Annotated in this window: 10 protein-coding genes, 2 tRNA genes, 1 rRNA gene and 1 pseudogene; 8 read left to right on the top strand and 6 right to left on the bottom strand. The window is 38.3% G+C overall.

The window, feature by feature from the left end:
• From rrf to EP737_RS14040, 6 genes and pseudogenes are all read left to right on the top strand, one after another.
• A 5S ribosomal RNA gene (rrf, locus tag EP737_RS14065) occupies window positions 1–93 on the top strand; the annotation flags it as partial.
• 97 nt (window positions 94–190) lie between these two features.
• Window positions 191–264 (top strand) — tRNA-Arg (locus EP737_RS14060).
• Window positions 265–273: 9 nt separating this feature from the next.
• Window positions 274–361, top strand: a tRNA-Ser gene (locus EP737_RS14055).
• 397 nt (window positions 362–758) lie between these two features.
• Window positions 759–2,471 carry an ABC transporter ATP-binding protein gene (locus EP737_RS14050; protein ID WP_129728608.1) on the top strand — a complete coding sequence of 571 codons (1,713 nt, stop codon included), beginning with the start codon at window positions 759–761 and terminating at the stop codon, window positions 2,469–2,471.
• A 534-nt stretch (window positions 2,472–3,005) separates the two neighbouring features.
• A pseudogene (locus EP737_RS14045) lies at window positions 3,006–3,128 on the top strand (NAD(P)-binding domain-containing protein); the annotation flags it as partial.
• 293 nt (window positions 3,129–3,421) lie between these two features.
• The gene (locus tag EP737_RS14040) at window positions 3,422–4,780 is read left to right on the top strand and encodes a GntP family permease (protein ID WP_129728606.1); all 1,359 of its coding nucleotides are present in this window, start codon (window positions 3,422–3,424) and stop codon (window positions 4,778–4,780) included.
• Window positions 4,781–4,941: 161 nt separating this feature from the next.
• Here the strand turns inward: EP737_RS14040 and EP737_RS25635 are convergent, their stop codons facing one another.
• From EP737_RS25635 to EP737_RS25625, 5 genes are all read right to left on the bottom strand, one after another.
• Window positions 4,942–5,082: a hypothetical protein gene (locus tag EP737_RS25635; RefSeq protein ID WP_165350800.1), complete on the bottom strand. Its 141-nt coding sequence runs from the start codon at window positions 5,080–5,082 to the stop codon at window positions 4,942–4,944.
• A 406-nt stretch (window positions 5,083–5,488) separates the two neighbouring features.
• Window positions 5,489–7,018 (bottom strand): alkyl hydroperoxide reductase subunit F, encoded by a 1,530-nt coding sequence (gene ahpF / locus EP737_RS14035; RefSeq protein WP_129728605.1) that lies wholly within the window; start codon window positions 7,016–7,018, stop codon window positions 5,489–5,491.
• A gap of 35 nt (window positions 7,019–7,053) precedes the next feature.
• Complete coding sequence (ahpC, locus tag EP737_RS14030; RefSeq protein ID WP_129728604.1) at window positions 7,054–7,617, bottom strand: alkyl hydroperoxide reductase subunit C; 564 nt, start codon at window positions 7,615–7,617, stop codon at window positions 7,054–7,056.
• A 353-nt stretch (window positions 7,618–7,970) separates the two neighbouring features.
• On the bottom strand, window positions 7,971–8,111 hold the full coding sequence (locus tag EP737_RS25630) for a hypothetical protein (RefSeq protein WP_165350799.1): 141 nt from the start codon (window positions 8,109–8,111) through the stop codon (window positions 7,971–7,973).
• Between the two features lie 329 nt (window positions 8,112–8,440).
• Window positions 8,441–8,611: a hypothetical protein gene (locus EP737_RS25625; RefSeq protein WP_165350798.1), complete on the bottom strand. Its 171-nt coding sequence runs from the start codon at window positions 8,609–8,611 to the stop codon at window positions 8,441–8,443.
• A gap of 459 nt (window positions 8,612–9,070) precedes the next feature.
• Between EP737_RS25625 and EP737_RS14025 the strand changes: the two genes are divergently transcribed.
• On the top strand, window positions 9,071–10,729 hold the full coding sequence (locus EP737_RS14025) for an SWIM zinc finger family protein (protein ID WP_129728603.1): 1,659 nt from the start codon (window positions 9,071–9,073) through the stop codon (window positions 10,727–10,729).
• A 250-nt stretch (window positions 10,730–10,979) separates the two neighbouring features.
• Entirely contained in the window at window positions 10,980–11,717 is a 738-nt protein-coding gene (truA, locus tag EP737_RS14020) for a tRNA pseudouridine(38-40) synthase TruA (protein ID WP_129728602.1), read from the top strand.
• A 232-nt stretch (window positions 11,718–11,949) separates the two neighbouring features.
• Here truA and EP737_RS14015 read toward each other — a convergent pair whose 3' ends face one another.
• Window positions 11,950–12,861 carry a DMT family transporter gene (locus tag EP737_RS14015; protein WP_129728601.1) on the bottom strand — a complete coding sequence of 304 codons (912 nt, stop codon included), beginning with the start codon at window positions 12,859–12,861 and terminating at the stop codon, window positions 11,950–11,952.
• Window positions 12,862–13,422 lie beyond the last annotated feature (561 nt).

The following is a 13,422-nucleotide window of genomic DNA, read 5'->3' as shown; positions in this document are numbered from 1 at the left end:
CACACCCGTTCCCATACCGAACACGGAAGTTAAGCTCTTCAGCGCCGATGGTAGTTGGGGGTTTCCCCCTGTGAGAGTAGGACGTCGCTAGGCAAATCCCTTTTCTAAAAAGGGATTTTTTTATACTTTAAGTGAGATTGGCAAACACATCGGCTTTAAAATTCTACGATGATTCCAGTTTTGATAAATTGCGCCCGTAGCTCAATTGGATAGAGCGTCTGACTACGGATCAGAAGGTTATGGGTTCGAGTCCTTTCGGGCGCGCTTTTGTATGGAGGGTTGGTAGAGCGGCTTAATACACCGGTCTTGAAAACCGGAGACGGTAACACGTCCGTGGGTTCAAATCCCACACCCTCCTCCATTTTATCTAAATATTTGATCATTGCGGGGCGAAGCAGTCAGGTAGCTCGTAGGCTCTTAACCTGAAGATCGAAGCTTCACAAATCCTGTTTCCGCAACTAAATGAATACATAATCAAATCTATCCCTTAGGAGACTATCCTAAGGGATTTTTTACATTTTAAGAAAGTATAAATTTCTAGCTAGGAAACTATTCGGTGTAGTGAGAAATTTTAGGAATACAGTATAAGTAGGGCTACGCCTCTGTCTTCGCCTGGGGGGCGGGGCTCACCATTCCCTATAGCATTTATTTTTTGGTTAATGAGGAAAAGGAATATGTAGCACAGCCATTTTTCATATGATAAAGTATTATCATCTATATGAGAATGATATTCAATAGAAATGAGGTAATGTACCCTTATGATCAAGCGTTTCTTTAGCTATTACCGACCATACAAAAGGCTATTTTACATAGACTTCTTTTGTGCCGTGCTAGTTGGAGTATTGGAGCTTGGATTTCCGCTGGCTGTTTCATGGTTTATTGATAAGCTGCTTCCAGAAGGGAACTGGAGCACGATTACTGCTGTGAGTATCGGTCTTTTAGCACTCTATCTAATAAGCTCTGGAATGCAATTTGTGGTGAATTACTGGGGGCACAAGCTGGGGATAAATATTGAAACTGACATGCGCCGCGAGCTGTTTAATCATGTTCAACGTCAATCATTCCGCTTCTTTGATAATACGAAAACAGGCCACATCATGAGCCGGATTACCAATGACTTGATGGATATTGGAGAATTGGCCCATCATGGACCTGAGGATTTCTTTATAGCGATTATGACCTTCATTGGAGCATTTTGGATTATGCTTACAATTAATGTGAAACTAGCGCTTGTTGCTATTATCATTGTTCCGTTTCTTGTATGGCTAATTGCTTACTCGAACAGGAAAATGAATGCGTCATGGGGTCAAATGTATGGGAATATCGCTGATGTGAATGCACGGATAGAGGACAGTGTTTCAGGTGTTCGGGTTGTACAGTCCTTTACCAATGAGCAATATGAAATAAATCAGTTTAACGAGAATAATCAATTTTTCCGCAAAACAAAATTGAGAGCTTACAAGGTTATGAGTTTGAATTTATCAGGAATTTATGTTACAACACGTCTCATGACTCTGATTATCTTAGTATACGGAGCTTGGCTTAGCTTCTCTGGAAACTTATCCTATGGAGAATTAGTGGCCTTCATTCTTTATCTAAACGTTTTGTTTAAACCGATTGAGAAGATTAGTGCCTTACTTGAGCTTTATCCAAAAGGCATGGCAGGCTTTAAGCGTTTTATTGAACTGATAGATGCTGAACCAGATATTCAAAATGCTCCTGACGCGATTGATGTACCGTCGTTAAAAGGAGATATTAGCTTTTCTCATGTTACCTTCGGATACGAAGACAAGCGCACTATTTTGAACGACTTGACGTTTTCTATTGAGGCGGGAAAAACAGTAGCATTTGTAGGTCCTTCCGGTGCAGGAAAAACGACAATTTGCTCATTGATTCCTCGTTTTTATGATGTTACTGAAGGAGCGATTACTGTAGATGGAATAGATATCCGAAACATGACAAAAGAATCTTTGCGTTCAAACATTGGGATTGTCCAACAGGATGTCTTTTTATTTACAGGTACTTTGAGAGAAAACATTGCGTACGGGAAGTTGAATGCTACACAAGATGAAATTGAAGAAGCAGCTAGAAAAGCCCATTTGATGGACCTTATAGCTTCTCTCCCGGACGGATTTGACACGCAGATTGGTGAAAGAGGCTTAAAGCTTTCCGGGGGTCAGAAACAACGGCTGGCTATTGCCAGAATGTTTTTGAAAAATCCACCAATCCTCATCTTAGATGAGGCCACTTCAGCATTGGATACTGAAACGGAGGCAATTATCCAAGAAGCATTGAATGATCTTTCAAAAGATCGAACAACTCTTATAATTGCACATCGATTAGGAACGATTAAAAAAGCTGACCGTATTCTCGTTATAACGGAAGAAGGTATTGTTGAAGATGGAACCCATCAGGATCTTCTTTCACAAGAAAATGGGATTTTTGCTAAGCTTCATGTGCACCAATATTGATTATAATGCTGTCAGAGCTTTTCAGAGGAATGATTCTTTATCTGAGCTTGTTGAAGAAGTGTGAAAGAATCAGACAAATAGCATCGTTGCATCTATGGACTCTGTACTGATTCCAGATCTATGCGAAAAATCTTTCGTTATTTTGTATGCAGCAACTATAGAAATAAAACAGTCCATGTGGCAAGTTCTTGAGCCGCATGGACTTTTATTATATTGTGAGAAAGTATAAGTTTCTAGCTAGAAGTCATTCGATGTATTTGGGAATTTTAGTAACACAGTATACGTGCAACTACGCCTCTGACTCGCCAATCGGCGAGTTTTTTTAGATTTATCAAAATTATGCATACTTTTTAAATAAAATTGTATACAAAAAATAAATTAACGTGTACAATGTGAAACGTAAGCTACTTAAAAGCTTGAATGCATATCAATGTAAGCGGATACTCTATTAACTGTAAATGTCGTTGAGTTAGGAGTATCAATCAAGTTAACTAAAAGGAATCCATTAAATTAGGAGATTTGGGGGGAATACAGATGAAAAACAACATCGGTTTTATCGGATTAGGTATCATGGGGAAACCTATGTCATTAAATGTTATCAAGGCCGGCTATAATGTAAGCGTGTACGATGTAAATAAAGAAGCCATTGATAGTTTGTGATTCTATTATTTGAAAACGGATACAAAGGAATAATCAGATGCCTTATGTCAGATATGCAGCAGTCTATGGAACCTGTAATGACTAAATTTGTTAGGTTGTTTTCCAATAAGGAACGCTAGGATAATCAATCTCTATTCAAGCTAAAGTTGCTATTATATCTAATAATATCGAACAAAAGGTCTCAGGATAAAAAGAGCTACAGCAATCTGAAACATCAAGAAAACAAAAGTAGTACTTCATTTAAAGAGAAGAAATAAACAATTTTATAAATAGACCAGGGGGTCATAGCAATGGATTCGATTTTTGGTTTAAGTCATAATGTTAGTCTTTTGTTGTATGCGGTTATTGCAATTATAGGTTTGATTGTATTAATAGCTAAGTTCAATACCAATCCTTTCGTAGCCCTTATCTTTGCGGCGTTATTTATGGGCTTAATATCTGGAATGAAATTATCTGATATTGTCACTTCATTTCAAGAGGGTGTCGCCGGCGTTTTAGGTTTTATCGCTATTGTTTTGGGTCTTGGAACCATGCTTGGAAAGATGATGGCTGAATCAGGAGGGGCAGAACAAGTTGCCCGAACCCTTGTTAAAGCTTTTGGTGAAAAGAATGTGCATTGGGCGATGATGGTTGTAGCAGTTATTTGTGGAATTCCAGTGTTTATACAGGTCGGAGTGGTCTTATTATTCCCGCTTGTATTTGTAATTGCTAAACATACTGGTACCTCTCTAATTAAAATTGGTCTTTCGTTAGTTGCAGGTCTTGCGGTTGTTCACAGCCTTGTTCCTCCCCATCCTGCGGCGATGCTGGCAGTAAATATTTTCAAAGCAGATTTAGGACAAACGATTCTCCTAGCATTAATTGTGGCTTTTCCTGCTGCAGCTGTAGCTGGTCCAATTTATGGTTCTTTTATCGCAAAGAGAATTAAAGCAGAACCTAAACCTGAAATGGTACAGCAATTTACAGAATCAGAACGCAAGGATTTACCTGGTTTTGGAATTACTATTTTCACTATCCTTCTTCCTGTTATTCTAATGTTATTTGCGACAATCGTGGATATTAATTTACCAGCTGAAAATACATTCCGACAAGTTGTTGATTTTATCGGCAGTCCGCTTGTAGCTCTTCTTCTTTCTTTAACGTTTGCTTTTTACTCCTTTGGATTTGCTCGCGGGTTCAACGGAAAACAGCTTTTAAAATTTACGAATGACTGTTTAGGACCGGTAGCTTCTATTGTATTACTTATCGGTGCTGGCGGTGGTTTCAACAAAGTATTAACAGCCAGTGGGGTAGGGAATGCTATTGCTGAACTTGCTAACGATGCACATCTTTCTCCTATTATATTAGGATTTTTCATCGCTGGATTAATTCGTGCTGCTGTAGGATCTGCTACGGTTGCGATGACGACCGCAGCGGGAATTGTAGCACCTATTGCCGCAACTATGCCTGGTGTGAGTCCTGAATTATTAGTTCTTTCAGTAGGAGCCGGCTCTATCATGCTATCCCATGTTAATGATTCTGGATTCTGGCTTGTTAAAGAGTACTTTAATACTTCCGTTCAGGACACATTAAAAACTTGGACTGTTATGGAAACCATTCTATCGTTCGTTGCTTTTGCTATGGTTTTATTACTTGATATATTCATTTAATTTTGAACGAGATGTTTATAAAGTTATTGTCTGAACTACTTTTTAAAATCTGTTACTGAAGAAACAAGCAGGTCATTAGGAGGATATAGAAAATTAAACCAATTTTAAAAGAACCAGCAATCACTGGTTCTTTTTTATGCCCTTAATTAGTCTTTGACTGACTACTCTTTGATTCCCTCGAGCCATTCTTTATAACAATCCGGACAAAGGGGCTTTTCCACATGTTCATTTTGCATGACGAAAACCCCATGATGATACTTTTCGTCTATAACATCGGCACAATAAAAGCATTGCTCATTCATATATATTTCCTCCTCTTGTTAAGATGTTTTTAGGGTGTACAAAGTAGGAGGAAAATAATAATATATTGTATTTTTTGAGTGAGGTTGAATGGGAATGAATCGATTTAAAGGTATTTACTTAGAGGAATGATAACAATATATGGATGCCTAAAGGGGCTGTTTTTCTAACACTGTAAGAAAGTATAAATTTCTAGCTAGAAGACAATTCGACGTCGTGAGAAATTTTAGGAATACAGTATAAGTGCAACTTCAAGTGCTGTTTCGTGCTTCGGATTATTTAAAGGCGAAATTAATAAACTATTTGTGAAGGATATCTGTAGTGTGAACATTCACTAGATAAATTCCAGAACAGAAAGAAAGTCGCTTTACTATCGGTAGGATAGCAAAGCGACCTGCTTTCTGTTCATTAATTTCGGATTAGATAATCGAATGCACCTAAGGCTGCATTTGCACCTGATCCCATAGAAATAATGATCTGTTTATATGGGCTATTTGTACAGTCACCTGCAGCAAATACTCCAGGTATGTTCGTAGCGCCATGTTTATCTGTAACGATTTCACCGACGCGAGTGCGTTCAACTGTTTCGCCTAACCAATCAGTGTTTGGTACAAGACCAATCTGAACAAACACACCTTCTAATTCAACATGCTGAGTTGCTTCTGTCTCACGATCAACATAGCTAATACCATTTACTTTGTCAGTACCGGTAATCTCTTTTGTTTGAACGTTTTTTAAGACAGTGACATTTGGCAGGCTGTAAAGACGATCCTGCAGTACAGCATCAGCCTTCAGCTCTGGTGCAAACTCAAGGACAGTTACATGTTTGACAATACCTGCGAGATCGATTGCTGCTTCAACGCCGGAATTACCGCCGCCAATAACCGCTACTCGCTTTCCTGTAAATAATGGACCGTCACAGTGAGGGCAGTATGCCACACCTTTGTTTTTGAACTCAGCTTCACCAGGTACACCAATATTGCGCCAACGAGCACCTGTTGAAAGGATTACAGTCTTACTTTTTAGAACAGCGCCGTTTTCGAGTTCAAGCTCAATAAGATCCTTCTTTTCTAAACGTTTAGCACGCTGTAAGTTCATTACATCAATGCCGTATTCTTTTACATGTTCTTCAAGGCTTGCTACGAGCTTAGGACCTTCAGTGTATTTTACACTGATAAAGTTCTCGATGCCCATAGTGTCCATGACCTGACCGCCGAAGCGTTCAGCAACAATACCTGTGCGAATTCCTTTGCGTGCCGCATAAATTGCTGCACTTGCACCAGCTGGGCCGCCGCCGACAACAAGCACATCGTATGGCTCTTTATCAGCAAACTCTGATGCGTCTGGAGCATTACCCATCTTCGCAAGGATCTCTTCCAATGTCATACGGCCGCTGCCAAAGGATTCACCATTTAGGTAAACAGTTGGAACTGCCATGATATCTTTGCTTTCTACTTCCTGCTTGAACGCAGCACCGTCAATCATGGTATGTGTAATGCCAGGATTGAGGACGCTCATCACGTTCAGCGCCTGCACAACATCAGGACAGTTGTGGCATGTTAGGCTGATGTAAGACTCGAAATGATATTCGCCTTTAATGCTTTTAATTTGCTCGATTGCCTTCTGATCAACCTTTGGAGCTCTTCCGCTAACCTGCAGCAGAGCTAGTACTAATGAAGTAAATTCATGTCCTAAAGGGATACCAGCAAAAGTTATTCCAGTGTCTTCGCCAGCGCGATTCACACTAAAGCTCGGTGTTCTCGGTAATTGCGTTTGTTCTACCTTAATTTGGGATGACATGCTGGCCAATTCATCCACTAGAGCCAGCATGTCACGAGATACGTCGTCTGATCCTGCACTAACTTTTAGCAGCACATCGCCCTCCATCAACGGAAGATATTGGGCTAATTGTGCTTTTATATCTGCATCTAGTATCATTATTTGTTCTCCTTAAAGGTTATTGACGGTTCTGCTTAAATCTTGCCTACAAGATCAAGGCTTGGCTTTAATGTTGCAGCACCTTCTTGCCATTTAGCCGGGCAAACTTCACCTGGATTGTTGCGAACATATTGTGCAGCCTTAAGTTTGCTAACAACTGTGCTTGCATCACGGCCGATGCCGCCTGCATTAATTTCAACAGTTTGGATGATACCGTCTGGATCGATGATGAATGTACCGCGATCAGCAAGGCCTTCTTCTTCGTCTAGTACATCGAAGTTGCGAGAAATCTTTTGTGAAGGGTCACCAATCATAACGTACTCGATTTTGCCAATCGCTTCTGAGTGATCGTGCCATGCTTTGTGTGTAAAATGTGTATCAGTGGAAACAGAATATACTTCAGCTCCCATGTCTTTTAAAGTTGCATATTGGTTTTGCAGGTCTTCAAGTTCAGTAGGGCATACGAATGTGAAATCTGCTGGGTAAAAGCAAACGACACTCCATTTACCTTTAAAGTTTTCTTCTGTAACATCGATAAACTCACCGTTACGAAAAGCTTTTGCTGAGAATGGTAATACTTCTTTTCCAATTAGAGACATAATCAAATTCCTCCTAAGTGTGGTTTGAGAATTATATAGCTTGCTTAGGGAATACAGTAAATATTCCAGTTAACTATAATAATTCTAATTAGATATTTATTATTATATAGAATTTATTATTTAAGTCAAGAGGAATACTTGAATTAATTATAATAATTCTAATTCGATATCTATTCTCATTATTATATAGAGTGGTTATTCTATCAAGAAAAATGCTCAAATTTTCCATGATTTGTTGAAATAAACATTTCAAAGAGATACTAGTAGCTAGTGCAGGCAGGTTCCTTATCATAAAATTGATGCAATAACGTAAAATCTGTTGTTGTCTTAGCTTTAAAATAGAAGTAAATTGACTATTCTTTCATTCCCTCGAGCCATTCCTTATAGCAATCCTGACAAAGAGGTTTTTCTACATGTTCATTTTGCATGACGAAAACCCCATGATGATACTTTTCTTCTATAGCTTGGTTACAATAAAAGCATTGCTCATCCATATGTACTCCCTCCTCATTATTAAGATGTTTTTAGAGTGTACAAAGAGAAGGAAAAATAATTGTATTTTGCAGTGAAGTTTAATGAAAATCCATTGTGGTGAAGGTATTTATGAGAGGATAAGAATATGGGCATAATTATTACTTGTAGGAAAATACTAGAAGGGCCAAAGAACATAATCCGTAATATTAATAAAATAAGCCCCAAATACAGAGGGGCACTGGACTTTGTATACTATAGGAGTTTCTAGCTAAAAGTCATTCGATATAGAATATAGTGTAAGGATAACTGGGCTTCTGTCTTCACCTAGCTAAGTTTCCTCCGAGAAGCATTAGCTGCCAAAACTTCCTCCCCCACTAGAGAAAAAGCTGCCTGAACTGCCGTGGCTTGAACTTTTATAAGTTTTATGTCCATAGCTGCCATGGCTTTTGTGCTTTTTTTTCTTTTTAGAGAAGTATCGATAAGCGAAATAAGCAATGATCAGTATAATAATAAGCTTCATGTTCTCACCTCCTCAATTGTATACGTGATACATGCTATCACGGTATATATCCTACTATAAACAAAGTAGCTTCTATAGTTTATATAATTTTTAAAATTATACGTATTGAACATGGATACTAGTACATATATTGCGGAAACCAAAAGAATTTGCTGTTCCGTGTGAATTGTAGGTGCTTCTCCGATAAAAGTAGGCATCCCCCGTAAAATGTCCTGTATAAGCCGTTGTTCCTCCTCCATTGCATCACCTCTTTTCTCCCTACTTTCTTAGACGGTGCATCTATCCATAAACCCTGCAAGTTTTTGAAAAAATTTTTAATTAGTATAATGAGTGAGTAAGAAAGAATTGATTGCCCCTACTCACCGAAGAGAATGGGATTAGCGAAAATGTACCGCTAATAGAAATAGTATAAGGTCTCTTTTAAAGAAATGTGGAGTTAGAGACAGTGAGGAGCAGGAGATGAATATAAATGATTTTGAACGTCGTATTGATGCAGTGATTGTAGACAGGGGATACGACTATTATCAGGCAGGAAATATAGTGGAAGTATACAGGCTAGAAGATTATGAATACATATTCGAGGTTGAAGGGAATGAAGTGTATGAGGTTATTGTGAAGATAGATAAAAACGGGGAAATATTGCACTCTGATTGTGATTGCCCTTATGAATTTGGACCAGTCTGCAAGCATCAAGTGGCTGCCTACTTCGAACTAGCAGAGATGCTAAACGGGAACGGAAGCGAGGAGGAAAAGCTGCCTGAGATACGGGAGGTTTTAAACAGTCTTTCAAAAGAAGAGCTAATCAATATTATCATAGATATAAGCCAAAAGGATAAAACTTTGAGAAACGGCCTCATTGCTACGTACCAGAAAAATGAGGGTATGCTGGGGGGTGAGCAATACAAAAGGCTTCTGCAGTCTATCGTGAATAAGTATACGGGGAGAGAAGGGTTTATTGCGTATAGGGAAGTCTATGATTTTGTGAGCGAGCTGGAGGGCTTATTAGAGAGGATAGAAGACGACGTAGATAATCCAATATCTGCTTTAGATCTAGCATCTTTACTGTTGGAAGAGAGTATTGAAGCCTTTCAGTATGCAGATGATTCTAATGGAGAAATAGGTACCTTAGTTACAGAAGTGATTGATATGATAAGAAGAACTATCGAGGCAATTGATAGGTCAGATGTGAATCTAATAGAAAAAGCATTCTATAAGTTATTAGCTCTTAGTGAAGATAAGATGTTTCAAGGATGGGATGACTTCCAGATTGATGTACTGACAATATGTACTGAATTTGCTGATGTAGAAGAGTTTAGGAACGAACTAAGAATAAAGATTAAGCAAATGATCAGTCGCCGTTCTTACGATGAGTATGGAAGGTATGGCACTGAAAGTATGCTGAACATATTGTTTGAAATGATTGAGCAGTACGGTACGGAAGAAGAAGCAGAACAATTCATGAAAGATAGCCTTGGGTTTCCATCCTTTAGAGAATCATATATAAACAAGCATATAAAGGAGAAAAACTATTCTAAGGTTATAGAATTAGCTCTAGAAGGGGAAGAACAAGACAAGCGATATGCGGGCTTAGTAGCAGGATGGAAGAAGATAAGATATACAGCTTATAAGGAGCTTTCGATGAAAGAAGAGCAAGAGGAGCTAGCAAGAGAATTGTTACTTGACGGAAATTTTGAATACTATAAAGAACTGAGGGAGCTGACAGTAGGGGACAAAGATATATTTTATCAGCATCTAAAACAGGAGCTGAAGACAAGCAAGGGTTGGCAAGGAAAGAATATGTACCTGAAGCTTATAGTAGAAGAAAATGATTTGAATGAAATTATGGAATTTGTGAGGGAAGATCCAGGAAAGATAGAAACATATGCACATATGCTAGTGGGTAAGTTCGAGTATGAAGTGATTAAGGTATATAGGCAGTATATACAATCGGTCGCAAATTCTTCATCAGGAAGGTCAGGTTATCAGAAAGTGTGCAAGATACTCAAGGGATATGAAAAGATAGCTGGCAAGCAAAGCACGGAAGGAATTATACGTGAGTTAAGCGTTGCATATAAGAGAAGACCAGCTTTTATAGATGAATTAAGTAGAGTTTTGTAAGCCTCCCAGCTTTATTCCTCTGAGGAAGAAAGGAAAAGATACTAGCAATCACCGTTTTTTTAGGCTGTAAGCTAGTTACGACTTTATGTACAATAATAAAAGGATAAAATATGACTGAATTGCTTCCATTGGCAAGCTTGATAAAGCAAAGCTAAGATTTTTAAAGAACACTTTCAATTATGTTAATCTAATGAGAAAGAATAAGATTTATGCTTCAAAAGCTACAAAGAGCTAAAATAAGGAGAAAAAAATGAACAACTACAAATTAATCATTCAATACGATGGCGGACGCTATAAGGGCTGGCAGCGGCTTGGCAGCGGTGAAAATACCATCCAAGGAAAAATAGAAACTGTACTATCTGAGCTCGTAGGAAGAGAAATTGAAATCATTGGCTGCAGCAGAACCGATGCAGGTGTACATGCTCTTGAGCAAATAGCTAATTTCAAGGTCGATAAGCAGTTGAGCGAATCTGAAATTAAAAATTATTTGAATCGATATTTGCCTCAGGATATTAGTATTACCGAGGTGACGTCAGTTCCTGAACGTTTTCATGCCCGATACAACTCCAAAGCTAAAACGTATTTGTATAAAATCTGGAACGAGGAACATACAAATCCTTTTATGCGAAAGTACAGCATGCATGTTGAAAAAAAGCTGGATATCGAAAAAATGAAAAAAGCGGGTAGGTTTTTTATAGGCGAACATGATTTTACTGCGTTTTCAAATGCCAAGTCTAAGAAAAAGTCTATGGTTCGTGAAATATATTCTATTGATATAGCTGAAGAAGAGGGCTTTATCCAAATTAGAGTGAGCGGTAATGGGTTTCTTCATAATATGGTGAGAAAAATTGTCGGAGCGTTGATAGAAGTGGGCTTAGGCAGAATAGATGCTGAAGCGGTATTAGGAATTTTAGAGACAAAAGAACGAAATCAAGTGAATTGTCTTGCTGATGCAAGTGGACTGTACTTGGAAAAGGTTGAGTTTTAGACAAATATGGTTGCAGGAGTTTACTTCGTCTAGTAGTTAACGGCTGTAACGGTAAGCAAGGAGCCTTGTTGAGAAAGTCTCAGCGTAGCTGCATTATTTCGAAAACAGTAAAAACCACTATACCAAGTGCCATTGGTATAGTGGTTTCAGACTGTTGAATTTTCTTAGGTTGGTGGTACCTCTTTTAGACAATTTACAATCCCATAAAAGGTACTTGTTGGTACAAAAAGCTTTACAAAGTGGAACTTTTTTGTACCTGAACAGGATTTATTTTACCTTTTGAACCCCTTATATTACCGGCCGCAATCCCGCCTAATATGAAAACAACTCCAATCCATTGCGACAAACCCACATATTCAGCTAAAGCGAGTGAAGACATGGAAACGGCTACTGGAAGCTCGGAAGCTGTTAATATTGTACCAAGTCCTGGTCCGATATACGGCATTCCAATTGAAAATAACAGCGGTGGGAGAACTGCTCCAAATAAACCGAGAAACAATCCATACGGTGCAACTCCCGTTAAGATGGGTAAATCGAATAGGAACATTGGTGGAAACAGTAAAGAGACAACTATCAAACCACCAGTGGAAAGCAGAGCACTTTTTAGTACGGGCGGAGTATCTTTTCCAACTAAACTGCTAAGAAAAATGAAGGTTGAAAATGTCAAAGCAGAACATAGTGCCCAAATCGTTCCTTGCCATGATAGAACGATTCCACCCTCTGAAACAATGCCTGCAGCTAGAACTGAGCCGATTAGAAGAAGAGCTATCGAAATAATCTTCCATTTTGTAGGCCTTTTCTTATAGAATATCCATTCAAAAAGTGTACCAATCCAAACAAATTGAAATAAAAAAATGATTGCCAGCGAAGCATTAAGTGTTTGTAGTGACTGATAATAAAACACGCCGGTTAGGCCAAATGGAATTCCGGATAATAGTAGTTTGAAAGCTTGATTTAAAGTTAATGTTTTCTTTTTTGTGAACAGAACAAGCACCCAGGTAAGCAGTGTTCCAAATAGATATTGGCCGCCTGTTACCTCTGTTACGGAATAGCCTGCTGAGTAAGCAAGTTTAACGAATGTCGATAATACTCCGTAACAGCAGCCACCTAAAAAAACAATTAATGCATAGTGCCAAGTTTTCATGATTTTGACCCCTTTCTTTACATAAAAAAAAGCCACACAACTATCAATTGACAGTTGTGTGGCGAAAATAGAGTTTCTCTAGAAAAATCCACATCCTAAAAAAGGTTTTATTATTCAAATTTCATTATATGAAACAATCTAATGATGAACATGAAGGTACTTACCCAATTAGTAAACAAAATGATTTCCTTATTATACAGAAAACAGTGGCGGTATACAATGTATTTTGTGCTGTTAAGCTACCTAGGTTGGACCTGTGGAAGTTTTTTGAATAAAAAACTAAAACGAAAACTATGTTTCACCATAAAAAAGCAGTTAAATTTGCAACAAGTTTGTCACAAATTTACTTGATGGAGTTGTTTCTCAACAGTCTAAAACCACTATACCAAATGTCATTGGTATAGTGGTTTTTTACACTGTAAGAAAGTGCCTATTCGATGTAGCAGGAAATTTTAGGAATACAGTATAAGTGCAACTACGCCTCTATCTTCGCCCAAGGGCAGGGCTCGCCAATCGGCGAGTTTTCTTTATATTCCTTATTAGAGAAGGATTTCATAATTA

Source organism: Ectobacillus funiculus, assembly GCF_004138295.1.
GTDB classification, from domain to species: domain Bacteria; phylum Bacillota; class Bacilli; order Bacillales; family Bacillaceae_G; genus Ectobacillus; species Ectobacillus funiculus.
This window is presented reverse-complemented; position numbering and strand designations above follow the sequence as displayed.

Coding starts and splice junctions, on each gene's coding strand:
- EP737_RS14025 (WP_129728603.1), top strand. CDS start 9,071: ATGAATATAAATGATTTTGAACGTCGTATTGATGCAGTGATTGTAGAC.
- ahpF (WP_129728605.1), bottom strand. CDS start 7,018: ATGATACTAGATGCAGATATAAAAGCACAATTAGCCCAATATCTTCCG.
- EP737_RS14040 (WP_129728606.1), top strand. CDS start 3,422: ATGGATTCGATTTTTGGTTTAAGTCATAATGTTAGTCTTTTGTTGTAT.
- EP737_RS25625 (WP_165350798.1), bottom strand. CDS start 8,611: ATGAAGCTTATTATTATACTGATCATTGCTTATTTCGCTTATCGATAC.
- EP737_RS14015 (WP_129728601.1), bottom strand. CDS start 12,861: ATGAAAACTTGGCACTATGCATTAATTGTTTTTTTAGGTGGCTGCTGT.
- EP737_RS14050 (WP_129728608.1), top strand. CDS start 759: ATGATCAAGCGTTTCTTTAGCTATTACCGACCATACAAAAGGCTATTT.
- EP737_RS25630 (WP_165350799.1), bottom strand. CDS start 8,111: ATGGATGAGCAATGCTTTTATTGTAACCAAGCTATAGAAGAAAAGTAT.
- EP737_RS25635 (WP_165350800.1), bottom strand. CDS start 5,082: ATGAATGAGCAATGCTTTTATTGTGCCGATGTTATAGACGAAAAGTAT.
- truA (WP_129728602.1), top strand. CDS start 10,980: ATGAACAACTACAAATTAATCATTCAATACGATGGCGGACGCTATAAG.
- ahpC (WP_129728604.1), bottom strand. CDS start 7,617: ATGTCTCTAATTGGAAAAGAAGTATTACCATTCTCAGCAAAAGCTTTT.